The organism is Haladaptatus sp. QDMS2, assembly GCF_029338295.1.
Classification (GTDB): domain Archaea; phylum Halobacteriota; class Halobacteria; order Halobacteriales; family Halococcaceae; genus QDMS2.
Window position 1 is genome coordinate 1234622 of record NZ_CP119791.1, and the last position, 26903, is coordinate 1261524.

At 61.5% G+C, this 26903-nt stretch carries 22 protein-coding genes and 1 pseudogene; 13 read left to right on the forward strand and 10 right to left on the reverse strand.

Going from position 1 to position 26903, the window contains the following annotated elements:
• Positions 1-44: 44 nt before the first annotated feature.
• The 5 genes and pseudogenes from P1M51_RS06800 to P1M51_RS06820 all read right to left on the reverse strand — a co-directional run bounded on the left by P1M51_RS06800 (position 45) and on the right by P1M51_RS06820 (position 5806).
• A complete protein-coding gene (locus P1M51_RS06800; RefSeq protein WP_276274914.1) occupies positions 45-1523 on the reverse strand; it encodes an AMP phosphorylase in 1479 nt (492 codons plus the stop codon).
• Between the two features lie 106 nt (positions 1524-1629).
• Positions 1630-2604 carry a transcription initiation factor IIB family protein gene (locus P1M51_RS06805; protein WP_276247430.1) on the reverse strand — a complete coding sequence of 325 codons (975 nt, stop codon included), beginning with the start codon at positions 2602-2604 and terminating at the stop codon, positions 1630-1632.
• 119 nt (positions 2605-2723) lie between these two features.
• Positions 2724-3882 (reverse strand): annotated as a pseudogene (locus P1M51_RS06810) (putative manganese transporter).
• 477 nt (positions 3883-4359) lie between these two features.
• On the reverse strand, positions 4360-5418 hold the full coding sequence (locus tag P1M51_RS06815) for a tyrosine-type recombinase/integrase (protein WP_276274915.1): 1059 nt from the start codon (positions 5416-5418) through the stop codon (positions 4360-4362).
• Positions 5405-5806, reverse strand: a complete 402-nt coding sequence (locus tag P1M51_RS06820) for a DUF5805 domain-containing protein (RefSeq protein WP_276247432.1) — start codon at positions 5804-5806, stop codon at positions 5405-5407. The genes P1M51_RS06815 and P1M51_RS06820 overlap by 14 nt, the downstream gene beginning before the upstream one ends.
• A 1973-nt stretch (positions 5807-7779) precedes the next feature.
• Between P1M51_RS06820 and P1M51_RS06825 the strand changes: the two genes are divergently transcribed.
• Positions 7780-8565, forward strand: coding sequence for an HpcH/HpaI aldolase/citrate lyase family protein (locus P1M51_RS06825; RefSeq protein ID WP_276274916.1), 786 nt, complete (start codon positions 7780-7782; stop codon positions 8563-8565).
• On the opposite strand, the gene P1M51_RS06830 is transcribed toward P1M51_RS06825, so the two are convergent.
• Positions 8566-8928 carry a hypothetical protein gene (locus tag P1M51_RS06830; RefSeq protein ID WP_276247434.1) on the reverse strand — a complete coding sequence of 121 codons (363 nt, stop codon included), beginning with the start codon at positions 8926-8928 and terminating at the stop codon, positions 8566-8568.
• 51 nt (positions 8929-8979) lie between these two features.
• Positions 8980-10650, reverse strand: a complete 1671-nt coding sequence (locus P1M51_RS06835) for an aldehyde ferredoxin oxidoreductase family protein (protein WP_276274917.1) — start codon at positions 10648-10650, stop codon at positions 8980-8982.
• 117 nt (positions 10651-10767) lie between these two features.
• On the opposite strand from P1M51_RS06835, the gene P1M51_RS06840 reads away from it, so the two are divergent.
• Complete coding sequence (locus P1M51_RS06840; protein WP_276274918.1) at positions 10768-11460, forward strand: hypothetical protein; 693 nt, start codon at positions 10768-10770, stop codon at positions 11458-11460.
• A 56-nt stretch (positions 11461-11516) separates the two neighbouring features.
• Here P1M51_RS06840 and P1M51_RS06845 read toward each other — a convergent pair whose 3' ends face one another.
• Together P1M51_RS06845 and P1M51_RS06850 are read right to left on the reverse strand one after the other, a co-directional pair.
• Positions 11517-12743 (reverse strand): CaiB/BaiF CoA-transferase family protein, encoded by a 1227-nt coding sequence (locus P1M51_RS06845; protein WP_276247437.1) that lies wholly within the window; start codon positions 12741-12743, stop codon positions 11517-11519.
• A 6-nt stretch (positions 12744-12749) separates the two neighbouring features.
• Positions 12750-13913: an acyl-CoA dehydrogenase family protein gene (locus tag P1M51_RS06850; protein WP_276247438.1), complete on the reverse strand. Its 1164-nt coding sequence runs from the start codon at positions 13911-13913 to the stop codon at positions 12750-12752.
• Positions 13914-14039: 126 nt separating this feature from the next.
• Here P1M51_RS06850 and P1M51_RS06855 point away from each other — a divergent pair, with 126 nt between their 5' ends.
• The 9 genes from P1M51_RS06855 to P1M51_RS06895 all read left to right on the forward strand — a co-directional run bounded on the left by P1M51_RS06855 (position 14040) and on the right by P1M51_RS06895 (position 23786).
• Complete coding sequence (locus P1M51_RS06855) at positions 14040-14831, forward strand: SDR family oxidoreductase (RefSeq protein WP_276274919.1); 792 nt, start codon at positions 14040-14042, stop codon at positions 14829-14831.
• 79 nt (positions 14832-14910) lie between these two features.
• A complete protein-coding gene (locus P1M51_RS06860; RefSeq protein ID WP_276274920.1) occupies positions 14911-15258 on the forward strand; it encodes a cupin domain-containing protein in 348 nt (115 codons plus the stop codon).
• Positions 15259-16077 (forward strand): fumarylacetoacetate hydrolase family protein, encoded by an 819-nt coding sequence (locus P1M51_RS06865; RefSeq protein WP_276274921.1) that lies wholly within the window; start codon positions 15259-15261, stop codon positions 16075-16077.
• A gap of 302 nt (positions 16078-16379) precedes the next feature.
• Positions 16380-17378 carry a TAXI family TRAP transporter solute-binding subunit gene (locus P1M51_RS06870; RefSeq protein WP_276247442.1) on the forward strand — a complete coding sequence of 333 codons (999 nt, stop codon included), beginning with the start codon at positions 16380-16382 and terminating at the stop codon, positions 17376-17378.
• Positions 17379-17387: 9 nt separating this feature from the next.
• Entirely contained in the window at positions 17388-17882 is a 495-nt protein-coding gene (locus P1M51_RS06875) for a DUF1850 domain-containing protein (protein WP_276247443.1), read from the forward strand.
• On the forward strand, positions 17879-19873 hold the full coding sequence (locus P1M51_RS06880) for a TRAP transporter permease (protein ID WP_276247444.1): 1995 nt from the start codon (positions 17879-17881) through the stop codon (positions 19871-19873). The genes P1M51_RS06875 and P1M51_RS06880 overlap by 4 nt, the downstream gene beginning before the upstream one ends.
• 159 nt (positions 19874-20032) lie before the next feature.
• On the forward strand, positions 20033-21919 hold the full coding sequence (locus P1M51_RS06885) for an ABC transporter ATP-binding protein (protein ID WP_276274993.1): 1887 nt from the start codon (positions 20033-20035) through the stop codon (positions 21917-21919).
• A 36-nt stretch (positions 21920-21955) separates the two neighbouring features.
• A complete protein-coding gene (locus P1M51_RS06890) occupies positions 21956-22336 on the forward strand; it encodes a hypothetical protein (protein ID WP_276247445.1) in 381 nt (126 codons plus the stop codon).
• An 88-nt stretch (positions 22337-22424) separates the two neighbouring features.
• Positions 22425-23786, forward strand: coding sequence for a GntP family permease (locus tag P1M51_RS06895; RefSeq protein ID WP_276274922.1), 1362 nt, complete (start codon positions 22425-22427; stop codon positions 23784-23786).
• On the opposite strand, the gene P1M51_RS06900 is transcribed toward P1M51_RS06895, so the two are convergent.
• Positions 23783-25108, reverse strand: coding sequence for a glycerate kinase (locus tag P1M51_RS06900; protein ID WP_276247447.1), 1326 nt, complete (start codon positions 25106-25108; stop codon positions 23783-23785). The two genes, P1M51_RS06895 and P1M51_RS06900, sit on opposite strands and share 4 nt — an antisense overlap.
• Positions 25109-25232: 124 nt before the next feature.
• On the opposite strand from P1M51_RS06900, the gene P1M51_RS06905 reads away from it, so the two are divergent.
• Together P1M51_RS06905 and P1M51_RS06910 are read left to right on the forward strand one after the other, a co-directional pair.
• Entirely contained in the window at positions 25233-26618 is a 1386-nt protein-coding gene (locus tag P1M51_RS06905) for a lamin tail domain-containing protein (protein WP_276247448.1), read from the forward strand.
• Positions 26618-26902: a DUF3006 domain-containing protein gene (locus P1M51_RS06910; RefSeq protein ID WP_276247449.1), complete on the forward strand. Its 285-nt coding sequence runs from the start codon at positions 26618-26620 to the stop codon at positions 26900-26902. The genes P1M51_RS06905 and P1M51_RS06910 overlap by 1 nt, the downstream gene beginning before the upstream one ends.
• Position 26903 lies beyond the last annotated feature (1 nt).

Here is a 26903-nt window from a genome sequence, read left to right on the forward strand (position 1 = left end):
GACAGACAGGGTCGAGTCGGATGTATCTGATGTCCGTTTTGGCGTCAGATTCGTTCGACGAGTGCCTCACCCACACTCCGCACGCGCACGGGTTCGCTCACGGCGAGCAACTGCGTTGCCTCCGCCAATTTCGCTTCGTGTTCTGCGTGAATCGTAAACAGCGGATGACCCACCTCGACGTGCTCGCCGACGGTGCAGTTCAGGTACAGTCCCGCCCCGGCGTCTTTTGGCGCGCCCGCCCGCCGGGCAAGTTCGCTGACGAGGGCGTTGTCGATGTGCGTCACCACACCGGCGCGGTCGGCCCGGACTTCGACGGTTTCACCGCCAGGGACGAGGTCTGCGATGGTCACGTCGGGGTCGCCACCCTGTGCGGCCACGATTTCTCTGAACTTCGCGAGCGCTGCTCCCGATTCGAGCAACGTACTCGCGTTCGCGTCAGAAGTGCAACAGCCCAGGAGTATCTCGGCGATTCTGAGACTCTTCAGCCTGAGTTCCTTGGGACCACCTCCATCCAGCACGGCGAGGACGTCTCTGGCTTCGAGAACGGGGCCGATTCCCCGGCCAATCGGGGCCGACCCGCTCGTAATCGTACACTCGACGGTCAGTCCGAGGTGCTCGCCGACGCGCTTGAAGTCCTCCGCCAGCTCTCTCGCGTTCGGCAAGTCGCGCACTTTCGCCCCCTCACCGTAGGGGATATCGATGACGACGTGGGTGGACCCCGCGCTTTTCTTCTTCGAGAGGACGGAGGCGATGATCTGGCCTGGGGGGTCGAGCGAGAGGGGCGTCTCGACGCGGATGATTTTGTCGTCTACGGGAGAGAGATTCACGCCACCGCCCCATATTAGACAACCACCCACCTGTTCGACGATTTGCTGTATCTCTGCGAGCGTGAACTCGACCGGGCAGAACACGGCCATCGTGTCCGCGGTTCCGGCGGGCGAGGTAATCGCTCGCGAGGAGGTCTTGGGAATCTTGATTCCAGCCGCGGCGACGATGGAGACGACGATTGGCGTGATGCGATTGCCCGCGACGCCCCCGATGGAGTGTTTGTCGGCGATGATAGGGTCTTTCCAGACGAGCGACTCGCCGACGTCGGTCATTATCTCCGTGAGCGAGCGCGTCTCCGCAAGCGAGAGCCCGTTCGTGTACGTCCCCGTGACGTATGCAGCGAGCTCCACGTCGTTCAGTCGGTCTGCGTCGATATCCTCGACGATGGCACGCAGTTCGTGGTGTTCGAGTTCGACGTCGTCCAGTTTCTTGCGAATGAACGAAACGGAGACTGGTCGGGGGGCGAGCGTCACGTCCACGACACCAGCGACGTGTCCCAACCGTCGGGTCACCCCGAGCGTGCCGCGAGAAACGAGTCCATCGGTCACTTCGACAATTCCAATCGAAATGCGGTCGCCGTGACTGAGTTGGACCCGGTCGAGTGGACGGACGCCGAGTTCCGTGGCGTCGGCCCGATTGAGCAGAATCGTCGGCGAACGGGTCCCAATATCCACTTCCACCGCCGTGAGTTCCATTCCAGGAGATACGCGGGAAACGGAGAAAACAGGTGTAGGTCGATACTTTCGATGCCGGCCTCTGTCGGATGCTCCTCGAAAACCACTGAAATCTTCAAAAAATCGATTAGCGAGGCTCACCGGCCGCCTCGAGCAGTTCCTGGTACCGGACGCGAATCGTCACCGTGCTCACGTCTGCGACGGCGCTCACTTCGTCCTGGGTCAGTTTCACGCCCGTCAGGCGGGCGGCTGCGTAGACCGCGGCCGCTGCGAGCCCGGTCGGACTCTTGCCGACGTGGATTACCTGTTCCTCGCCGATGCGCAGGAGTTCGCGGGCTTTCTGGACGGTTTCGTCTGGCAGGTCGAGTGCCGAGGCGAAGCGACCGACGTAGTCCTCGGGGGTGGCGAGGGCGACGCCGAGGTTGAGTTCACGCGTGAGGTAACGGTAGGTGCGTTTGAACTCCATCTCGTCGATGCGACTCACCACCGTCACTTCGGGAATGCTGCGAGGCGTCCCCTCGATGCGCGCTGCGGCGTACAGGGCGGCGGTTGCCATCCCCTCGATAGAACGTCCGGGGAGCAACTTCGCGGCGAGTGCTCGGCGGTAAATCGCGGCTGCCGTCTCACGGACCTCCTTCGAGAGGCCGAGAGCGCTTGCCATGCGGTCGATTTCGCCGAGCGCCTGCATCAGGTTACGTTCGCTGTGGTTACGCGTGCGGAAACGTTCGTCCCAGGTGCGAAGGCGGTTCATGCGTTTTCGCTGGCGGGAACTGAGCGTCTGGCCGTAGCCGTCTACGTCCTGCCAGCTGATTTTGGTCGACAGGCCCTTGTCGTGGAGGAGACCGGTGGCTGGTGCGCCGACACGGCTCGCATCCGTCTGCTCGCCGTCGTCGATGGAGCGCCACTCCGGTCCGAGGTCTATCTGGCGTTCGGTGACGACCAGTCCACACTGTGTGCAGGTGGTCTCTCCGTGTTCTGCGTCGTCCACGAGTCGACCGCCACATTCGGGGCAGGCACGCGGTTCGACGATGCGTTTCTTGTCTTCTGTCGAGACGAATGTCTCGTCGCTCGCATACGAGCGAATTGCTGCTGTGTCTGTCATAGATACGTGTGCGCACTCGCCGGGAGGAAACGAATCGGCGAGCGCCAAAAACACTCGAAATAAATAGGCAGTTGAAGCGGATAAGGTTGTCGCGCGTCGAAGTAAGGCGTTTAATTCAGTCAGAGGACTCCGAACCCGAAGTCTGCGAACGGCCAGAAGTAGTACACGAGGACGCCCGTAATGAGCGCCGGAATCGTCGTGTAGATGGTCGCGAGGATTGCTGCCTTCTTGTCGATTGCCAGCAGTGGGAACAGCGCGTCCCCATCCTGGCTAATAGCGTTGGCAGTCAGTGCCGAGAAGGGGATTGCACCCTCTGCGTAGAGGCCGGCGAAGACGATTTGTGGCGCACACCCCGGGATGAGGCCGAGTGCCGCACCAGCAATCGGGCGAGGACGCCAGCGGCAGCCGCAAGCTCCTGGATGTCGACGGCGAGGATGGCAATGCCGTATTCGTAGATGAGGTACGCACTGATGACCCAGACGGTTACCATGCTCGTCTCCAGTGCCGCGTGCTGGAACGTCTCGTAGGCGTTCGAGAAGTGCTCGCGAATGCGGCCCGCACCGCCCATGTCCATGTACGACCGATGAAATGGAGGTAGAACGACAACAAAGTACCAGTGATACCGGCGACGGTGAACAACCCGAAGAACGAGGGAGCGAACTGCATTGGGACGTCTGGTGCACCCCGTGCCAGGTACAGCACGCCCGCGACGAGGCCAGCGACAGCGACCACCCACCAGACGACGTGAACGCCGTGACTAAGGGTTGCCAGGGGGCCATCTTTCGTCTCGTGGGTCAGGTCACATGCAGCTAATTCACTCGCTGACGTACGATTCGACGCGAACCCGCCGTCAGTGTGCGGTCGGCTGAGCTGGTCGACCGCGTGGTCGACGCGGCTGATACCGAGCCCCCACAGGTCCACAGCGTAGCCGAACAGGATCGCCGCGACGAACGCGATACCGTAAGCGTACAGTGCCGCTTCGGGTGCGAGCGCGATGATGACGAACGCGGCGTCACCGGCCGTAGCCGCGAGCGTCGCGACGACCGTCCCGAAGCTAATCGTTCCGCGGACGTACAGCGGCATGGCGATAATCGCGCCGCCACATCCAGGTGTCAGCCCGAGGAGTGCACCAGCAACCGGTTGCAGTCGCCTATTGTTTTCGAGGAGCGTGATGAGGCGACCGCCGGTTCGGTACTGGAGGTAGCCGAACAGCAGGACGGTGATGGCGACGAAGGCACTCACCTGCACGAAGCCGTCACGGACGGAGAAGATGAACATCTCCCACAGTTCGCTTACGCTGAGATTGACCGTATCGAGGAGCCTGTTCGCCGACTGAAGGAGTGTCACGCGGGTGACACCCCCGTGTCGCGGCTCTCGCCAGTCAGAACCGCACCGAGAGCGTTCGCCCCAGAAGCCGCCGGGAACGAATGTATTCCATACTGTTGAGACATGGTAAGCTGCTAATTACCATACACATCTGTCTCGAAGCGTATAGAAGTTTTCGCTAAACATTTTGTTTAGACTAGTCTAATTCGTTCTGAATCGACGTCCTGCTACGGATTTTCACCAGAAGCGACAGTTAATTGAACCACGACATGATGTCCCCTACAAAAGTTGACCCAACCTCAATGAGCTACCCAACGGTCCTGAAACGATGGGGGATTTTCGAAGTTCTACAGCGAATTCTCGCGTCAGATTCAATATAGCAACATATAGTTTATTCGTCTGGAGTTGAACAGAGAACGCCAAACAGATTTATTCGAGAATCGAGTAGATGTTTGCCTCGTACACCTCACGAACACGGTCGCCCCAGTTGTGCGTGTAAGTGTCGATGATGTCCTCTGCGACGTCCCCACGAAGGTACTTCACGACCCCTCGCTCCCCTGTGGCATCCCGAAGATGGGTGGTGAAATAGTGTCTGAAGTAGTGGGGCGTGACGTTCTCTTCTGCGCCGCCACCAGAACGGTACCAACCGGCGTCTCGGGCGTGGGTTTTCACCATCGATCGCACCATCTCGGGAGTCACTCGCTGTCCCCACTCGTCGCCGGTACTCACGAACAGCGGTTTGGCCGAAGACGCCGCATCCGGGCGAATCCCAAGCCATCGCTTGAGAACCCGGCGTAACTCACCGTCGATTGGTATCACCGTATCGCGTTTACGTTTGTTCGAGGCTGTCCGGTGTTCGCCATTCACCACGAGGCCCCGCGCTGGCTCGCTGGCGACGAAAATCGAGTTCGGACGCCCCTCGATCGCCACCCTGAGCGGCCCGTCGTACGCAGAATTCACCCACTCGTCTGCGAGGTTTACGTCCTGTAAATCCAAGTTACAGAGTTCGCCGACACGCATGCCGGTTTTGAGGAACGTGATGACGATTGCTTGTTCGAGCGGATGGCCGAGTCCGCCCACGAATTCGCGCATCGCTGGAAGCGAAATCTCTCGGCGAGTTGGGTCCTTATTGATGCGTTCGTCCATCTCCTCACGAACGAGTGTCATCGGGTTCGAATCGAAGACGCCGACCTGCGTCATGTAGGCATAAAACCGGTGGAGGTAGGAGGCGTAGGTGGCGACGGTACTCTCTGCGAGCCGGCCCCGCATGGTGTGGACCCACGCCATGCAATCTCGTTGGCCCGCCTCTCCGGGCGTAATCGACGCACCGCGTGGATTGCTGTCTGCGTCTGCGAGAAATGCCTCGAACTCCCGCAAGACGCGCTCGTAGGCGTCTCTCGTCCGTTCGCTCTTCCCGTGATAGACCATATCCTGGAGGAAGTAGCCCACCGGGTCTTCGGCCGCGTCGGCCTTGTCACTGGCCGCCATTCATCCCTCCGGAAACGGTGTATCCGCCGTGGCGACCGGAGTACTGGATTTGATTGGCTTGCTGGAGGGTATCGAGAGCCGATTCGAGACGGTCATCGAAGGAACCCGACAGTTCTTCGACCAGCTCGTCCCACGACAAATATTGCCCGTTTTGAAGCAACGAGAGGATGCGTGTTTCGAGGCCATCACCCCCGGGGTTCGCGGGTGCAGAACGGGCTTCCGAAGGGCCGGATTCGAACCCTCGTCTCCCCGCCTGAACCATGGTCCTGACGTACTCACTCTGGCTCATGCCTAATTCCGCCGCGTGTTCTTGCCAAATTTCTTTCTGGTAGGCCGGCAGATACGCTTTGACCACCGTCCGTTCAGTGTTCACCTCGTCATCAGTCATTGTTTCTGAACACTCAGGCCACCCTCATCAGTGTATCCCCATATTACTCGATAAGAGACCTTATCCAGATATTCGGGACTCAAATAGCCGTGCCAAACCCATATAATCACTAAATTTAGTACCGTAAAATCGCCCGTTTAGTCCCACATATATTGCTAAAATCCCACCACTCGTGTCGGAATTGAAACGACAGAATACGCTCGAGGGTGGAACTCTGTGCTTCCATCACCTCAATAATCGTCCAAAAATGGGTCTGCAGTCAGTAAACTTACTGTATCAAAAATCGGAATTATCGGCATAGATTTCCGCCCGAACGTTGACGAAATGTGCCGATTTTCGACCTCCAAATCGAACGTTTTAGAGACGCCATTTTCTCCCTAACATGGGCGGGTAGCAGCGGGCCAACGCAACCTCGAGCCGAGCCTGTTGAATTCGAACGTAAGGAGCCAATCTGGCTGCAGTGAACGTAGAAAATTCGTCCCAAAAATACGGCAACCTCTCCAAACTTTGAGATTAATTTGGAGGTCCAGTTGCACGGTCAATTCGGGGGAACAATTTGCCGAGTTGCGCGCAAAACAGTCGAAATCGAGGACGTAGAGAGGACCCCTATTCTGGACGTGTGGACCCCCGGAGTAACGCGTCGAAAAGTGGGTTCTAGATTTGGTGGTCAGTGCATATTCTGTTCTTCTACAACCGACCCAATGCGTTCGATGCAACTGGAAATTCGTTGGTGTAGAAAATTGGACCAAGGGTATGATGTGTTAGCATGGGTTGCGGTGTGGAGAAGATGTCGTGAACCAATCGGGTAACGAAACTCAACTGAGTATCACGAGTAACTCACTCGCCGCGGCCGATCGTCGAGCCCGGTGGACCGTCGCCGAGGAATCAGGATGCGCAGTTGGTATCTCTCACGTTGGTATCGCCGGTCCTCCGTTGCATTACCAAAGATGGTTCGCCCCCACTGCTCGTCTTCTCTGTGGAGTGCTGAGGGTACCCACGACGCGTCTGCACCGGCCCAGCCCGTCACGGTCTTGGTTTCTCCCACCGTTCCGCTGAGAGCCCTACACGCACGCAGAGCAAGTCCCTGGGCAGGTGGGATGGCTGGTAGATGCCTGGACCTCCAGTACCAGCAATGGCTTGGACAAACCCCCTGGGATACCTGCAACTCGTCACGAGGTCCGCCGCCGAAATCTGGGCCATCCTCTCTGAAATCACGCCCATCCATCACCAGTGGGCCGAAAAATAGCCTTCACAGCACCGCCACCATAGCAACGGAGCAGGATTTCCGACCGTGGATGCATTCGAGTTCACGAATCCTACAGCAGGCCACACAGGCTGTCTGCGGCTGTCGCGGAACGAATTGCAGGCTAATGTGGGAAGATGGAGACACATGCCCATTGAGACCCTCTCGGAGTCGCAGCTGGTCGAACCACTAACCGCGATTCACCAATGTGCCGGTTTTCGCCGTTTCTGCGACAAAATTTTTTACCCGGTGAGTGAATTCGGTGTTCGAAATCAGAGATATATACTGCATATTGCTATACAGAATGTTGGGTCCTGGGCTTCGTCCGAAATGACTCGTATAGTGGCCACATCCACGAATATCCCTCAGAAAAATCGCCGTCGGGTCACGGAGTCCCAAGACCACTCAAATCGGTTGATGGCATTCCCTGGTGGTACGCGATGCGTCCGGAGCTTATCCACGCCCAACTGACGTTGTTGTCAGATCACTCGGGAGGCTCCCATGGAACAATCACAATATTCCACTGCGCGGGGACTTCTCTCATTTCAGTATCGACGGGCGGCTTTCCACAGGTACTTACCAATCAGGGCCGAATCGCCACTCGTCTGTTGACGTAGGATACCAACAGACGGCCTCGGGCAACCTTACGCCCGGGGGATTCAACGTTCGTGAGCGATAGTGCTGTCCGTTACTGACGTACAGTTTTCCCGTTGGCTCGCCAAGATGTCGTATGGCGAATCTGCAACAAAACTCACTTCGGCGAATGCTGACAGACGGCGACGTCGCACTCGGCGTCCTCGACAACACGTACAGTCCGACACTCGTCGAGTTCTACGGGGAACTGGGGATGGACTTCGTCTGGATCGATTTAGAACACGGCGGCCCGAGTCCGTGGGACGGTGAGCGCCTCGAAGGGTTGCTTCGCGCCGCAGAACTCGTCGATACCGAATTGCTCGTTCGTCTCCCCTCGACCGAACCTGGTCTCATCAGGAAGGCACTCGACGTCGGTGCTCGAAACCTGTTTCTCTCGCGCGTGAAGACTCCCGAAGAAGTCGAGCAGGCAGTCGAAGCAACTCGATTCCGTTACGACCACGGGGTCGGTGAGCGGGGTCTCGCGAACCCACGAGCGGCCCGCTGGGGACTCGCGGAGGATTACGTCGGCGGCGAAGATGCAGAGACGGTCATCGGCGTGACCATCGAAACCCGCGAAGCGGTCGAGAACATAGCGGAGATTCTCGCCGTCCCGGAACTCGGGTTCGTCTTCGCGGGGCCCCTCGACCTCTCGGTCGCACTCGGACACCCCGGTGAAGTGAATCACGACGAAGTCACGGAGGCAGTCGAGACGATTCGGGCGGCAGCAGTCGAGGCAGGCGTCCCGCTCGGCGGCCTCGGATTCGGAATGGACGACGTAAACGAGAAGGCGAAAGACGGGTATCAACTCATCAACGTCGGCAGCACCACGGGGGCGCTCAAAGGAGCCGTGCAGGGTTGGTTAGACGATTTCGAACAGCCCTGACTACCGTTCCTCGGGGGGTGCCCACTCGGGTGGCGTCGTCTCGTAGTGATTCGAGTCTGGGTCTTCAGGGGCGAGTCGGTACAGGGCGTCGTGGGCGTGGCGATAGACCGTCTCGTCGTCGGTTTCTTCGGAGTCCTCCCTGGCAGAATCGTACACCACTCGCCAGCCATCGTCTTCGGCGAAGTGGACGGCGAGCACACCGCGCCCGACGATGTTGACGAGCAACTGGTAGGCGAGTTCCTCACCTTCGTAATGTCCGCGGACGGCGACGCACTGCTCAACGCCGTCCAGGGCTTCGATGTCGTTTGCGAGACTCGCCGGGACTGGGTTGTTCGGAAGCGTGTCTGCGAATGAGTCGGTCATCGTATCTTGGTCTTGGTCAGTGGCTACAAAAACGCACGCTTCGAGGGCGATTTAGGTTGCGAACTCGGCGACCGAGTCGTCTGTTACGGTGCCGTCGTCTGCCCAGCCCCGAAGTTCGTAGTACTCGGTCAGTGCGTCGTCGAACCCATCTAAATCGTAGGGGAGCGTGTCGTCTGCGCGGCCGAACCCGCGCTTGTTGTTGAAGTGGCGTTCGAGGGCCACGATGCGCCCGCCAACGGCGAGGAGGTCGTCGTAGTCCGCGCCGAAGAGCAGTTCGTAGCGTTCCGGGGTCATCGACCCGCGCGAGAACTTACAGACGATGCCGCTGTCGTTTATCGCCATCTGGTTTTCTTTCTCGACGAGCACCTTCGGTTTGCCCTCGAAGCCCTCAGGTGGGAACGCATCCTTCGGGGACACGAGCGGGTATTCGAGCGAGTAGAACGTCGCGTACATGTGGTCTGCCCCACGGTTTGCGACCGCGAAAGAGAGGCCCTGACCGTTCAGGGTGCGCCCGTCGTGAGCGGGGAATTCCATGTCCTTTACAGTCCAGTTTTCGACGCCGAGTTCCTCGTGGAACCGGGCGATGCCCTCGGCGAGGAGGTCTCCGTCACCCTCGCGGTAGGCGATTTTCTCGACCAGTTCGTGGATGAGGTCGACGTTGCCGAACTCGTCGTTCGCCGCGAGGTAGGCAGAGACGGCATCCCCACACGAGATGGTGTCGAGACCGTACTCGTCGCACAGTTCGTTCGACTTCATCACGTCCACGATGTCGTCTACGAGGGCGTTCGACCCGAACGCCATCACCGTCTCGAACTCCGGCCCTTCGGTTTCGACGCCAGACGCTTCGTCTTTGGTCGGGAGTTTGCACGCAAAGGCGCACGCAGAACAGGTGCCCTTCTTGTACTTCTTCGATTCGACGGCGTCGCCGTTGATGCCGGCGGCTCCCTCGAATGAGGTCTCGGCGAAGTACTTCGTCGGGAACGCGCCGACTTCGTTCGCGAGGTCGGTCACGCTGGTCGTGCCCTGGCGTTTCATGATGTTGTCGCTCGTCGCCGCCTCGCGGTGGATGTCCATCTGGGTCGCCGGGATGTCGATAGCCGGGGTGGAGTCACCGTCGAAACTGATGGCTTTCACGTTTTTCGCGCCCATGACCGCGCCGAGACCGCCGCGCCCGAATGCCCGGCTCTCCGAGGTCATGATGCAAGCGAAGCGAACCTGATTCTCTCCAGCTGGGCCAGCGACGACGAGTTGGTCCTCGCCGAGGTCGTGGGTCGCTTTCATGTAAGCGTCCGTCTCGCTGACGGTTGCGCCTTTCAGTTCGGACACTTCCTCGAAAGTTACCCCTTCGTCGGTGACGTGGAGGGCGACCAGTTCGTCGCTCTCGCCGACGATTTCGAGTGCGCTGTAGCCCGTCGCGCCGAAGTTTCGCGAGACGAACCCGCCCGCGTTAGAGGAGAGCAGTCCGTCTGTAAGCGGCGAGATGGCGGTGGCGTTCATACGCCCGGTGAAACTCATCTGGGAGGTCTGCATCGGCCCGGATGTGAAGTAGAGTCGATTCTCCGGTCCGAGTGGGTCCGCGTCGAACGGCGTCCGCTCGTGGGCGAGCCGAGTCGCGAGTCCTCGCCCGCCGATGAATTGCTCCAGTATCGCGTCGATGTTCGTCTCTGTAATCGACTGCGCACCGACATCGACGGTACACAGCGGCCCGCGTGCGTGTAACATACACGTACCATCGGCTGGGGTCTCAAAACAGTACTGGTCGGGAACCAGCCACGGGTATGACAAATAGCGATTTGAGACTACGCGACAGTTAATGTCCGAACCGCGAAAGGTTAGGCCATGTCCCCAACACGACGCTCGCTGCTCAGAGTGGGCGGACTCACGGCCGTAGGCCTGCTCGCCGGCTGTATCGCAGATAGCGGCGAACCAGCCGACAACGACACGACAGAGCCAGGGGACGATACGACAGAACCCGGCAACAACACGACGAACGATTCGCTGCTCGACCCCGGCAACCAATCGGGCGACCCGGCAGGTGGCACCCGTCCAGCGGGAACCGGCGGCCCCGGCGTCACGGTGGTTCACACCGACGAACAGCCGTCCCTCCCACTGGAGGTAGCCGTGACCGTCACGAACGAAGCGGCGACGGACGACGCACCGCCGCAACTCGAAGTGTCGATTACGAACACGTCCGAACAGCCTGTGAACGTGGGCGAAGGACGCGCCATCTTCTTCCAGTACGCCATCGACGACCGCGAACAGCTCCAGTTGCTCCCCGCGGGCGAAGCGTACCCGACGAAGAAGGGATGCTGGCGACTCACCGACGGTATCGCAATCACCGAAGAGTACCGGATTCGAACCATCGAAGCTGGAAAAACCGTCACGGAGAAACTAGACGTCTACGCGCTCAAGGGCGGCGATGGCTGTCTACCGGTCGGCACGTTCGACTTCGAGACCACTTACACCGTGATGAACGAGACGGGAGAAGAACAAAAACAGGATCGCTGGGGCTTTACCATCGCGATGGAGTAGGCCTCCCTTTACTGTCTACACTGCGCGCGTGAAGAAAATCGAGACAACTTTTTCGCTCAGATGATGCCGTCGGCTTCGAGCCGTTCGATGTCTGCTTCGGTGTAACCGTATTCCTCGAGAATTTCTGCGGTGTGCTCACCGAGCAGCGGCGGGTGGTCGCGGACGCTCGTGGGCGTCTTCGAGAGGTGCATCGGACTGCCGGCCATTTCCACGTTGCCTGCCGTCGGGTGGGCCACCGACTGGCGCATCCCGCGGGCTTCGACCTGTGGGTTGTCGAAGACGTCCTCCATGTCCTTTACGTCGCTTGCCGGGACGCCGAATTCGTCCATCGTGTCGAGGACTTCCTGGGTCGTAAACTGGGCAAACTCCTCCTCTAAGAGCGCGTCGAGCGTCTCTCGGTTCTCGACCCGCGCGGCGTTGTCGTGGAATCGGTCGTCGTCCACCAGGTCCTCGCGGTCGATTGCGGCACAGAATTTCGGCCACAGGTTCGGCGAAGGGACGGCGATGACGACGTAGCCGTCTTTCGTCGGGAACGCCTGGTACGGCGCGATGGTCGGGTGCTTGCTCCCCATCCGCCCGGGAGGCGTTCCCGTCGCGAAGTAGTTCGAGGCCATATAGCTCATCCACGCCACCTGCCCGTCGAGCAGCGAGACGTCGATTTTCTGGCCCGTGCCGTCGCCGAGTTCGCGTTCGAGGAGCGCCGCGAGGATGGCTTGTGTCGCGTACATCCCCGCGCCGATGTCGGCGATGGCGACGCCAACACGCACTGGTGCGCCGTCTTCCTCGCCGGTGATGCTCATCATGCCGCCTTCCGCCTGCATGATGAGATCGTAGGCCGGGCGGTCGCGGTCCGGGCCCCACTCGCCATAGCCAGAGAGGGCACAGTAGACGAGGCCGGGATTCTCCTCGCGCAGTGATTTGTAATCGAGACCCCAGTCTTCCATCTTGCCCACGCGGAAGTTGGCCACGACGATGTCTGCCTCACTCGCCAGGTCACGAAACAGTTCACGCCCTGCTTCGCTGGCGAGGTTGAGCGTCATCGAGCGTTTGTTGCGGTTGACGCTCAGATAGTAGGCACTCTCCTCGGAATCGCCGTAGGTCGGTGGGTGCCACCCACGGGTCTGGTCGCCGCCGTCGGGGCGTTCGACTTTGATGACGTCCGCGCCGAGGTCGCCCAGTTGCATCGTGCAAAACGGGCCGACGAGGACGCGCGAGGCGTCCAGGACGGTCACGCCGTCGAGCGGGCCGGTGTTCGTCTCCGGCTTTTTCGCTTCGCCAACCATGGTCGATTACTCGTAGGCCGGGATGCCAGTCAGGTCGTGACCGAGGATGAGGGTGTGGATGTCGTGGGTGCCCTCGTAGGTGTACACCGTCTCCATGTTGGCCATGTGGCGCATCGGCGAGTAGTCGGCGGTGATGCCATTGCCACCGAGCATCTCGCGGGCGATACGCGACTGGTCACGCGCCATGCGGACGTTGTTGCGCTTGGCCATCGAGACGTGTTGTGGTCGCAGGTCGCCGCGCTCTTTGAGTTCCGCGAGGCGGAAGGCGAGCAGTTGAGCCGTCGTAATCTGGGTGGCCATCTCCGCGAGTTTCTCCTGTTGGAGCTGGAAGCGGGCGATTGGACCGCCGAACTGGTCGCGGTCGATGGCGTACTGGCGAGCCGTTTCGAAGCAGTCGCGGGCCGCGCCGATTGCGCCCCAGGCGATGCCGTAGCGCGCCTGCGTGAGACAGGAGAGTGGGCCCTTCATGCCTTCGACGCCAGGAAGGACGTTGTCTTCGGGGATGCGCACGTCGCTCAGGCCGATTTCGCCCGTAATGGACGCGCGAAGCGAGAGTTTCTCGTCGATTTTGTTCGTGGAGACGCCGTCGCGGTCGGTCTCGACGAGGAAGCCGCGAACCGGTGTATCCTCGGCCGAGCGGTCACGTGCCCAGACAACGGCCACGTCTGCGATAGGCGAGTTCGTAATCCAGGTTTTCGCGCCGTTCAGGACGTACTCGTCACCGTCTTTCTCGGCGTAGGTCTCCATCGCCGTCGGGTTCGAACCGTGCTGTGGTTCGGTGAGGCCGAAACAGCCGATGGCTTCGCCCGTGCCCATGTCGGGCAGCCACTTCTCTTTCTGCTCGTCGCTCCCGTACGCGTGGATGGGATACATGACGAGCGCGCCCTGGACGCTGGCCATCGAGCGAAGCCCGGAGTCACCGGCTTCGAGTTCCTGCATCAGGAGGCCGTAGGCCGTCTCGCTGATGCCCGGAAGCCCGTACCCCTCCAGGTTCGGCGCGAAAAAGCCCAGTTCCCCCAGTTCCGAGATGAGTTCCGTCGGGAACGTCCCGTTGATGTAGTGTTCGCCGATGTCCGGTTTGACCTGCTCGTCGACGAATTTGCGGGCGGTGTCTCGGACCATCCGCTCCTCTGATGAGAGGTCTGCTTCGAGTGAGACGAAATCTAACATAGTCGTACTAGACCAATCGGAAATTCTGCGTTAAACTATTTCGATGGGGATTTCTCGGCAAATTCAGCCGTCTCGTGGTTCGTCGCTTTCTCAATACCTAAGTGCGAGGGGGAGGGTTTGTCACACATGGACCTACAGATTTCGGGTAACTCGGCCCTCGTCACGGCATCGAGCAGCGGGCTCGGCAAAGCGTCCGCGAAGGCACTGGCACGCGAAGGCGCGAACGTCGTCATGAACGGGCGCTCACAGGAATCACTCGACGAAGCGGTCGAAGAGGTACGCGAAGTCGCAACCGGCGAGGTCGTCGGCGTCACAGCAGACCTCACGGAACCTGACGACATCGAGAATCTCGTCCAGACGACCGTGGACGAATTCGGCGGCCTCGACCACCTCGTCACGTCCGCGGGCGGTCCACCGTCCGGACCGTTCCTCGAGACCACCGACGAGGATTGGTACGACGCCTTCGACCTGCTCGTGATGAGCGTCGTCCGCCTCGTTCGTGAGGCCGCAGACCCCCTCGCGGCGGGCGACGGCGGCACCATCGTGAACATCACCTCCCGAAGCGTGAAAGAGGCGATTCCGTCGCTCGTGCTCTCGAATTCGGTGCGCATGAGCGTCATCGGCTTGGAGAAGACGCTCTCGACCGAACTCGCCCCCGACGTGCGCGTGAACGCCGTCCTGCCGGGGCCACACGAGACTCGACGCATCCGCGAACTCATCGAGCAGGGCGTAGACCGCGGCGAATACGATTCTTACGAGGAGGGACTCGCGGCACGCGGTGAATCGAACCCGCTCACGCGTATCGGCAAGCCAATGGAACTCGGCGACACCGTCGCCTACCTCTCCTCGCCGCTCTCGGGGTACATCAACGGGACGGCGCTTCCAATCGACGGCGGCCTCGGCAACTCGAACCTCTAAGAGTCCCGTCCTTCGATTTTTTGCGGAGTGTGGTACAGGGTATCGCTACACTAATGTCTGTGCCTCGTGACAAATGCCCATGGAACCAGTCGATTTCGACGAAGCAGAAACGTACGAACCGGAGGACGGGTGGCGACGGGTATCGCTGGCGGGCAGCGAGAAGTTCACCTTCGAGTGGTTCGAGAAGCCACCGGGCCACTCCTCGCCCATGCACGACCACGAGAACGAACAGGTCTGTCTCGTGCTCAAGGGCGAACTCTCTATCTACACCGACGACGACGAGGTCACTCTCAGTCAGTACGACTCCGTCTGGCTGGACGCGTGGGAGTCCCACCGCGTCGAGAACACGGGGGACGAACTGGCCATCGGCCTCGACGTGTTCGCGCCGGGCCGTGGCTTCGACTTCTGGACGGACCGGGAGGAATAGATGCGGTATCTCGCACGCAGCGCCGACGGCACGGTACTGCTCGGCGACGACGAGGGGTTCGTCCCGCTTGCAGCGGCGGACTCGTCGCTTCAAACCATGGGCGATGCGCTCCGACGCGCGCCCGAAGGCCTCCCCGCACCCGGTGACGCGCGGGCGGCCCGCATCCCCGCCGAAGACATCACCTTTGGCCTGCCGCTCGCGCCGGTGAAAAAGCTCTGGGGAATCGGCCTCAACTACGCAGACCATGCCGCAGACCTTCACGAGGTGCGCCCGGAGGAACCCGCAAGTTTCGTCAAGCCGCCGAGCACGGCGACCGGACCCGGTGGCCCGATTCGCCTCCCCGACCCCGAGATTACGAATCGCGTGACCGCCGAAGCCGAGCTTGGCGTCGTTATGGGTCGCACCTTCTCGCACGTCGACGAAGACGAGTTCGACGACGTCGTCGCCGGATTCGTCCCCATCATCGACATGACCGCGGAAGATGTCTTGGAGAAGAACCCGCGATTTCTCACGCGGGCGAAAAGCTTCGACACGTTCCTCGTGGCCGGACCGTGGATTGCGGTCCCCGACTCACCGACCGAATTCTTGGACTCCGTGGCCGTTCGCACCGTCGTAAACGACGAGGTTATCGCCGAGAACACGCTCGAAGGAATGTTGTTCGAGCCGCCGGAACTCGTCTCCTTCCACTCGCAGGTCATGACGTTCGAACCGGGCGACGTTATTAGCACGGGCACGCCCGGTGCAGGCGTCATCGAACCCGGTGACAGCGTCCGGGCAGAGGTAGACCCGGTCGGCGTGCTCGAAAGCGAGGTGCGGTAGGCAAAGGCCGACGAGTGGCGGTCTCGGGGGTTTTTGCTGGAACCGGAACTGCCGGCAAGCTATTGTTCGGTCATTTTGGTTTTTAATTTACACATGTGGAATTGGATTCGGCTCGATTGTAACGCGATACGTGGCTATCAACCGATATTAGTTCAGAATTTCGAGGCAATATTTAAATTTCAGAGTTCGGGGCTGAAATTGGCAGCCAGACCCCCTCCATCGTGAGAGTGCATCACATAACAAGAATCATTATATACCAAGAGATTCGGTGCATTTATTATTATCTATCAGGGTTCTCGGATATGGTTCGTGGTAATTCCAAACACGGTATCGACCGCCGTCGTTTTCTGAAATCGACCGCAGGCGTGGCTGCAGCGGCCGCAATAGCCGGCTGTTCGGGCGGCCCCGGCGGAAGCGGTGACGAAGGCGGCGACGGAACGCAGTTCGTCACCATCGGCACCGGTGGCACGGGCGGTGTCTACTACCCGCTGGGCGGCGGGATGGCAGACATCATGAACAAGAACTTAGAGAACGTCGAGGCCACGGCGGAGTCCACAGGGGCCTCCGTCGAGAACTGTCGTCTCGTCGCTGACGAGGAGATGACGATGGCGCTCGCCCTCGGCAACGCCGTCTTGCTCGCGGTCAACGGCGAGGGCGACTTCGACGAAGCGCTCGACCTGAAGGCGGCGTTCGGTGCCTACCAGAACAGCACGCAGGTCATCACGACGCAGGGCTCGGGCATCGAGACCATCCCGGACATGGAGGGCAAGTCCATCTCCGTGGGTGCACCCGGCTCCGGGACGGAGGTCATCGCGAAGGAACTGCTGAACTGGTACGACCTCACCTACGACGACATTGACGCCCAGCGTCTCTCCTTTTCCGAGACGGCGACGGCGATTCAGGACGGACAGGTCGACGCCGGCTTCTGGTCGGTCGCCTATCCTGCCTCCTCGATTCAGAACCTCGCGAGTCAGCGTGACATCGCCTTCGTGACGTTCCCAGAGGAGGACCTAAACCAGATTACCTCCGAGTACGACTACTACTCGAAGGGCACGATTCCAGCGGGCACCTATCAGGGTGTAGACGAGGAAGTGCAGGTTCCCGGCGTCACGAACACGATGATCGTCCGCAGCGGCATGAGCGAGGACTTCGTGTACAAACTCACGAAGGCGGTCTTCGAGCACCTCGATTCGCTCGCTGACGTCCACCCGGCGGCAAACCAGTTCGAGAGCACGGCTCGCGCCGCGCCAATCGAACTGCACCCCGGCTCTGTGAAGTACTTCGACGAAGCCGGACTCTGAGGACCACACATGCGCACTCGTCTCGCCTTCGTCCTCGTGGCCTGCAGCCTGCTCGTGGGTGCGGGCGCAACGACGAGTGTGACTGTGCTTCACATTCAAGACGCGCGAACTGACGAGACGGTGGGAGTAGAGCGGGTCGAACCGGGGCAAGAAATCGCCCTCCACTACATCCACTCGTTCGATAAAACACCGATTCGTGAGGTGTACGTCATCAGAGACGGGAAACTCGTCCAGATTAGAGAGGAGTTCCAGTTTTATGCAATCGGTCTCGAGTACACCGAACGCGACCAAGAACGAGTGGGGAACTTCACCGTCCTCCACATGGAACGGGAGTTCGACTCCTTTGTCCTGCGCGTCGCGACGTACACCAACCAATCGCTAGTTATCGGTGACCAAGAGAAACCACTCACCGCCTACGCAGACCGGTGGGACACCGTCGAACTCTCTCCGAAGCGCGTTTCGTATCTCGAATATGCCTATCTCAAAGCCAAAGCCACGTTATGACAGACACACCTGAATCAGCACCCGAAGAACAGACCGAAGCGGAAACGAAAAAGGCCAGAGACGTCACCGGGTTCGCCCGCTATCTCGCGATGGCGGTTGCCGTCCTTGCGGGCGTATACCACATCTACACCGCCGGGTTCGGGACGCCCGGCGCGTTCATCAACCGGCCGCTCCACCTCGCGTTCGTCACCATCCTCGCATTCCTGTTGTTCCCGGGCCGCGAGAAGGATACCGACGGCGTGCCGTGGTACGACTGGTTGCTCCTCATCGTCTCGGTGCCGTCGGTGCTCTATATCGCCTACGCCATCGAGTTTGGCACGCTCGCAGATCGGTCGGGCAACCCCGTGATAGCGGACCTCGTGTTCGGAGCCATCACCATCCTCGTCGTCCTCGAAATCACGCGCCGGGCGACCGGACGCGCCCTGCCAATCATCGCCGGGTCGTTCCTCGTCTACGCGTACTACGGGCGATTCATGCCCCAGCCAATCATCCACCGGGGCTACTCCATCGAGCGCATCATCTCCCACACCTACCTCACGACCGAGGGCATTTTTGGAATCCCACTGGGTGTCTCCGCGACGTTCGTCGTCGTGTTCATCATCCTCGGGGCGTTCCTCGAAGTGACGGGCATCGGTGACTGGTTCATCGACCTCGCCTACGGCGCGACCGGCCGCACGACCGGCGGCCCGGCGAAAACCTCCGTGATGGCCAGTGGCTTTCTCGCCAGCCTAAACGGCAGCGCCGTCGCCAACACCGCCACGACTGGCGCGTTCACCATCCCGCTCATGAAGCGCACTGGATTCAAATCACGTTACGCCGCCGCCGTCGAATCTGCGGCGTCCAGCGGTGGGCAAATCATGCCTCCGGTGATGGGCGCGGGCGCGTTCATCATGTCCTCGTGGACCGGCATCTCCTACGTCACCATCATCGCCGCGGCGTCGATTCCTGCGCTGCTCTACTTCCTCTCTATCGGTGCAGCAGTCCACTTCCGCGCGAAGCGCCAGGGACTCGAAGGCGTACCGGCGTCGGACCTGCCGAACCCGCGCAAACTCCTCATGACAGGCGCACACTACCTGCTGCCGCTCATCTTGCTGGTCTACATGCTCGTCCAGGGGAACTCCGCGATGAAGGCGGCGTTCTACGCCATCATGCTGACGATGGTGGTCGCGATTCCGCCCGCTCGGGTGAAGGAAATCGTCGGCGCGCTCGTAGATGGCGACACCGCGACGGCCGGCCGCATCGTCCGGAGCGCACTCGACACCATCGTCGCCGCGCTCGAACGCGGGATGCGCATGACCATCACCGTGGCGGCGGCCTGTGCCACCGCCGGCCTCGTGGTGGGCATGGTCACGCTGACCGGGCTGGGCCTCAAATTCAGCACGCTCATCACGAGCCTCTCCGGCGGGGTGCTTATCATCGCGCTCATCTTGACGATGCTCACCTCCATCATTCTCGGGATGGGGCTTCCGACGACGGCGGCGTACGTCGTCCTCGCAGCACTCGGCGCACCCGCCCTCACGGCGATGGGCGTCGAACTGCTCGCGGCTCACATGTTCATCTTCTACTTCGGCATCATCAGCGCCATCACGCCGCCAATCATGCTCGCCGTCTTCACCGCGAGCGGGATTGCGGAGTCCGACCCGTGGAAGACCGGGTTTACGGCGCTCAATCTCGCAGCCGCAGGATTCCTCGTGCCCTACATGTTCGTCTTCGGGCCGCAACTCCTGCTCATCGGGACCACGACCGAAATCGCAATCGGCGCAACGACCGCCATCGTGGGCGTCCTCGCACTTTCGGCCGGGACGCAGGGCTACCTCTACATGCCGGCAAACTACGTCGAACGCGTCGCGCTCGTCCTCGGGGCCGTCGTCCTCATCGCGCCGGGTCTGACGACTGACGTCGTCGGCTTCGCGATTATCGCGGGCGTGCTCCTCAAACAGTACGTGCTGAACGACCCGCCAAAATCGAAGGCAGTCGCTGGCGCGGACTAAACTGCGACGCTTCTTTTCTCTCGAACAGCCACGGCGACGGACTGCGCCGTCGGCAAGGGGATAACGTTTCCGTACCTCTAGGAAAGGTAAGTGACGGACCAGACGCCGGCTTCAGACACCCGAGTCGCCCGACTGCGCACACAGGTACAGTCGAACCCGATGTGGCGGCTGTACGCAGAGTACGGCAGAGCGCAGGTGCCACAGGCAATTCTCGGGGTGCTCGGGACGCTTACCTCGCGGAGCGTCGGCCTCATCTCGCCGTTCGTCCTCGGCCTCGCCATCGACACCGTGTTTCTAAGCCAGCGCCAGTACGCCCTGCCGTTCGTCCCCCAGGCGTGGGTGCCGGGGACCCCCACAGGGCTGCTCTGGTTCTCCATCGCCGTCATCGCGGTGGCCACCGTCGTCGGGGCCGTCTTCCAGTGGCTCGCTAACTGGGGCTGGAACAACTTCGCCCAGCACGTCCAACACGCCCTGCGCGTGGACACCTACGATACGATGCAACTGCTCGACATGGGCTTTTTCGACGAGAAGCAGACCGGTGAGATGCTCTCCATCCTCAACAACGACGTGAACCAACTGGAGACGTTCCTGAACGAGGGAATTAGCTCCGCCCTGCGCATCGGCGTGATGGTTCTCGGCATCGGCGTCATCATGTTCGCCATCAACTGGCCGCTCGCGCTCATCGCGCTCGTTCCCGTTCCCCTTCTCGCCGTGTTCACCTACCTGTTCGTAAAGCGCATCCAGCCGAAGTACGCCGCCGTCCGGGCGAGCGTCGGGGCACTCAACAGCCGACTCGAAAACAACATCGGCGGGATTCAGGTCATCAAGACCGAGAACGCAGAGTCCTACGAAGTCGAACGCGTCGAAGGTGCGTCACAGCACTACTTCGATACGAACTGGGACGCCATCACGACGCGCATCGTCTTTTTCCCCGGCCTCGGGGTCATCACCGGCCTCGGATTCGCGCTCACCTTCGCCGTCGGCGGTTTCTGGGTGCTGAACGGCGCACCGGCCGGGCTTCCGGGGACGCTCACGGCTGGCCAGTTCGTGACGTTCATGGTGTACACCCAGCAGTTCATCTGGCCGATGGCGCAGTTCGGGCAAATCATCAATATGTACCAGCGCGCGAAGGCGAGCAGCGCCCGCATCTTCGGCCTGATGGGTGAGACGGCCCGACACATGGAATCTTCCGACGCGCCAGCCCTCGAGGTCACGGCGGGAACCGTCGAATACGACGACGTGTCCTTTGGCTACGCGAAGGCTGACGAACTCGTGTTACACGACGTATCGCTCACGAACGCTCGTGGCCGCCTACTCGGCGTCGTCGGGCCAACCGGCGCGGGCAAATCGACGCTGCTCAAACTCCTCGTCCGGATGTACGACGTGGCCGAGGGAGCCATCCGCATAGACGGAACGGACATCCGCGACGTGAGCACCCAGAGCCTCCGTCGAGCGGTCGGCTACGTCAGTCAGGACCCCTTCCTGTTCTATGGAACCGTAAAGGAGAACATCGCCTACGGCACCTTCGACGCGACGGACGCAGAGATTCGGGACGCCGCAAAGCGCGCGGAAGCCCACGAGTTCATCGTGAACCTTCCCGACGGCTACGACACGATGGTCGGCGAGCGCGGCGTGAAACTCTCGGGCGGCCAGCGCCAGCGCATCGCCATCGCGCGGACGATTCTCAAGGATCCGCCCATTCTCATCCTGGACGAGGCGACGAGTCACGTCGACACCGAGACGGAGGCACTCATCCAGCGCAGTCTGAACCGGCTTGCCGCGGAGAAGACCACGTTCGCCATCGCCCATCGCCTCTCGACGATTCGGCAGGCCGACGAAATCATCGTCCTCGACGACGGGCGCGTGGTCGAACGCGGCACGCACGCAGAACTCATCGACAACGACGACCTGTACGCGAACCTCTGGCGGGTGCAGGCCGGCGAAATCGACGACCTGCCCCCCGAATTCATCGAACGCGCCATTCGACGGCGGGCAGAGATTGCAGAGACTGAGTTCGCAGAGGCCGACACGAGCTGGGACTACTGACCACGCCCTTTTGTGCGCCCGCCTCCCTGAATGCACATGGACGAATTCCTGCGACGCGTGTCCGCCATCGAACCGGGCGACGTCGAACACCTCGCGCTCGTGCTCACCGACCGCATCGAGCACCTCGCGGCCATCCTCGACGAACTGGAGGCCATCCGCACCGAGCAGGACGCCACGCTCACCGAACTGGGTGAACGCCTCGAAGCGGCAGACGCCGTAGACCACGAGGAAGTGGCAGACGAGTCGCTCACTGTCGCCGCCCAACTCGACGAGATGGCCCGATACAACGACGAGGTGACGGCGGAACTCCGCGTCCACCGCGAAATCCTAGACGGCCTGCTCGCGGACTCCTACTCGGTCAGAGAGGCGAAAGCGCGAATCGCCGAATTTGCGGATGGTCGAAAAACGACGTTCTAAATGGTATATTTCTAACCAATCGTCGCAATATTTACTGTTTTTTCTGAATTTGTAATTTATTTACGGGACGTCACGAACCGTCTGGTGTATGCTAGAAGGACTCCCGCTCGTACTGTTACTCCTTGGCGCCGTCGCCTTCATCATCCTGGCGACGGCCAAGTTGAATCTCCACGCATTTCTCGCATTGCTCATCGCCGCCTACGGAACCGGGTTGGCGGCCGGACTCGACCCCAAAGAAGTGGCCTCGCTCGTCACCGAAGGATTCGGCGGTGTGCTCGCCTACATCGGTGTCGTCATCCTCGCGGGGACGATAATCGGCATCGTCTTAGAACGCACGGGTGCAGCCATCGTCATCGCCGAGACGATTCTCGACATCATCGGTGAAGAACACACGACGACGGTGATGGCCATCACGGGCAGTGTGGTCAGCATCCCCGTCTTCTGTGACTCCGGGTTCATCATCCTCTCGTCGCTGAACCGGTCGCTCGCAGAGCGGTCGAAGCTTTCGCTCGCCACGCTCGGGGTTGCCCTCGCTGGCGGTCTCTACGCGACACACGTTTTCGTGCCGCCAACGCCCGGTCCCATCGCAGCCGCCGGGATTCTCGGTGCAGACATCGGCCTCGTGATGCTCGCCGGTATCCTCGTCTCCGTCCCGGTGACGCTCGTCGCAGCGAAGTGGGCGTCTACGGTCGCCGCGAGGTACCACATCGACCCGAACCCGGACATGACCATCGAGGACATCAAGGCCGAGTACGGCCGCCTCCCCTCGAAAGTGGCCTCGTTCGCGCCGCTGCTCGTCCCAATTCTCCTGATTACACTCGGGAGCATCGCGGCGTACCCGGAGGTCGAAAACCCAGCAATTTTCACCGGCACAGTTCAGTCCGTCTTGCTGTTCCTTGGCGACCCTGCCGTCGCGCTGCTCATCGGTGCGTTCGTCGGATTCACCACCGTTCCGGACTACTCCGCTGAAGTCACGAGCGACTGGGTCAGTGACGGCATCGAGAGCGCCGCCGTCATCCTCGCCGTGACCGGCGCTGGCGGAGCCTTCGGGACGGTTCTCAAGGCGCTCCCGCTCAAGGGCTTCATCGGTGATACGTTCGGCGGCCTCGGTATCGGTCTCATCGCCGCGTTCATCATCGCCGCCGCGCTCAAGTCTGCGCTCGGCTCTTCGACAGTTTCCATCGTCACGACGGCGGGTCTCATCGCGCCACTGCTTCCCGAGCTCGGCCTCGCCTCGACGTGGGGTCGCGTGTTCGCCGTGCTCGCCATCGGCGCGGGAAGCATGACCGTCAGCCACGCGAACGACTCCTACTTCTGGATAATCAAGGAGTTCACCGACATGAAGACGGCCACGGCGTACCAGGCGTGGACGCTCGCGACGCTCATGCTCGGGGTGACCAGTATCCTCTGGATTCTCGTGCTCAGAAACGTCGTCGCCGTGGTGCTCTAGGCGTCCACGACGACGATTCGCAGGTCGTTTACGTTCGTCCCCGTCGCGCCGGTGTGCAGGTGGGCACCTGCCGCCGCGAGCAGGGGATAGACGTCATTTTCCCGCAGGGCCGTGCTGGCAGCGGTGCGGTCGTCGAACGTCTCCGTATCGACGAGTGCGCCGGCCACGTCGGTGGCCCCGTCGATGCCGTCTGAATCGACCGCCGCGACGGTGATTCGCTCGTCTCGGAGTTCGAGCGCCGCGCTCACACAGAACTCCTGGCTCGGGCCACCCTCGCCGTCACCACGAACCGTGACAGTGCACTCGCCACCCGCAAGGAGAACGCACGGGGCGTCCAGTGGATTCCCCGTCGCGAGTACTTCCTCGGCCACGGCGACGTGAGACTTCGCCGCCTCGCGGGCCTCACCGCGGACGCTCGACGAGAGGACGAGCGGGTCGTACCCCTGTTCTTTCGCGACCTCACGGGCAGCGTCGAGCGCCGTGAAATTGTCCGCGAGGATGTGGGTGGTCACCCGGTCGAAAATCGGGTCGTCCGCCCGGGGCGTCTCCTGTAAGTCACCCGACGCGCCGCGTTCGAGGTGTGCCGATACCGCGTCCGGGACGGGCACGTCGTACTGTGAGAGCACCGACAGTGCGTCCTCGTAGGTCGAATCGTCGGGGACGGTCGGGCCGCTGCCGATGACCGAGAGGTCGTTGCCGACGACGTCAGAAAGGACGAGGCCGACGACCGTCGCGGGGGCGGCGAGACGGGCGAGTTGCCCGCCTTTGAGCGCAGAGAGGTGTTTTCTCACGGCGTTGATCTCGTGGATGGTCGCCCCCGATTCGAGCAGCGCGTTGGTCGTGGCCTGGAGGTCGTCGAGTGTGATTGCATCGACCGGTGCGGGCAGGAGGGCGCTCGCCCCGCCCGTGATGACGGCGAGGACGAGGGTGCGTTCGTCGGCGCGTTCTGCGGCCACCATCACCGCGGTGGCTCCTTCCACGCCGCGCTCGCTCGGGACCGGGTGGTCGCCGCGGTGGACGGTCACGCGGTCAGTTTCGGCCGGGTCGTCGGTGACCACGACGCCGCCGGAGAGCCGGTTCCCGAGGGCGGTTTCCAGGGCCGCGGCGACGTGTGCGGCTGCGTTCCCGCCTCCGAGGACGACTACGTCGTCGAACGCCGTGAGGTCGTAGGTGACGTTCGCGACGGTGAGGGTGTCGCCGTCGAGCGAGACGGCGTCGGCGATGACGCGGCGGGGGTGGGCCGCCTCGATGCCCGCTTTGAGACAGTCTAGGGCTACCGTCCGGGCCGGGGTCGTCGCGTGAATTTCTCGGTCAGTGAACATCGGTGAGTTCCTTCAGTTGCATGATTGTCACACGTTTTCACCCCAGTCCCAAGTGCGTTTCTTTGCCCGCAGATTTCGAAATCAAGCGAGAAGGGTAATGTGGCCGGAACGCCTACACAGCGCGATGGCACGCGCTCCAGTCGCGGCGGGATTGCTGGTGCTCGTCGTCTTCGCGGGGTGTCTCGGGGGCATCAGCGGCAGCCCAGACGGCACGACACCGACCGCAGAGACGACGACGGTCACGACGGCCAACGGCACGTTCTCGGTTCACTACATCAACGTCGGACAAGGAGATAGCACGCTGCTCGTCGGTCCAGGGGGCGAGACAGTCCTCATCGACACGGGCGACTTCAAGGACGACGGTGAGCACGTCATCGCCTACTTGCAATCGCAGGGCATCACCAGACTGGACGCACTCGTCACCACGCACGCGGACGCAGACCACGTCGGCGGGAACGCCGCCGTCATCGAATACTTCGAGACCGAAGCCGACGGCGTCGGCGCGGTGTACGACCCCGGTATCGTCGCCGACACGGCGACGTACACCCGGTATCTGGACGCCGTAGAGGAGTACGACGTGACGCTGTTCCGAACGCAAGCCGGAGACACGATTCCGATGGAAGGGGTGGACATCTCCGTGTTGAGTCCTCCCGAGAACTACCTCGCAGACGAGAATCGAAACGAGAACAGTATCGTCCTCCTCGCCACCCACGGCGAGAACCGCTTCCTGTTCACCGGCGACGCAGAGCACGAGGCAGAGGACTATCTCGTCGAAAAGTACGACCTCGACGTGACCGTGTTCAAAGCCGGTCACCACGGCAGTTCGACGAGCAACAGCCCCGAACTGCTGGACGAGGCCTCACCGGCCGTCGCGGTCATCTCCAGTGATTTCGACTCGCGCTACGGCCACCCCCACCGAGAGGTGTTAGACGCGTTCGCCACCCGCAACATCCCGACGTTCTGGACGGGCACGCACGGTGACGTGGTTGCTGTGAGCAACGGGACGGCAGTGACTCTCAAGACGCAACGCGCCGCGCCGACGGACGCCGCCGACCTGCGGAATGCCGCGCCTGCGTCCCCGGACCTCGACGCGCCGGTCGAGCCTCGATTGGTCGTCCGCGGCGAGGCGACCAGTCCCGTCGGCGAGACGCCCACGACGGCCGAGCCGACGCCCGACGGCGGCGTCTCCTTCGTCGTCAAGGAGGTTCACGAGGACGCCGAGGGGCCGGACGGCGACAACCTGAACGACGAGTACGTCGTGTTCGAAAACACGGGTGAGGAAGCACTCGACCTGTCCGAATGGACCGTCCGCGACGAGGCCGGAAAGACGTACACTTTCGAGGACCTGACGCTCGCTCCTGGCGCGACAGTGACGTTGTACACTGGTTCCGGAACCGACTCGGCGACCGAACGCTACTGGGGCGCTGGTAGTCCGGTCTGGAACAACGACGGCGATACGGTTACTGTCACTGACGCCGAAGGAGGAGTCGTGGTGGAGGTAACCTACTGATGGTCACAGACGGGGCGTACACGGCGGTCATCGACCGAATCGAGGACAACCATGCAGTCTTGCTCATCGAGGAAGGCGGCAAGGACGTAGACGAACTCGTCGTCCACGAGACGAAACTGCCGTTCGACATGCGCGAGCCAAATCTCGTCGTCCACGTCACCCTCGAAGGCGGGAAACTCCGATCGGTGGATGCAGACCGTGAGGAGACGGCAGAACGCATGGAAGATGCCCAGAGCCGCTTCGACCGATTGGCGAAGCGCCCGCCAGAAACAGAACAGCCCTGAG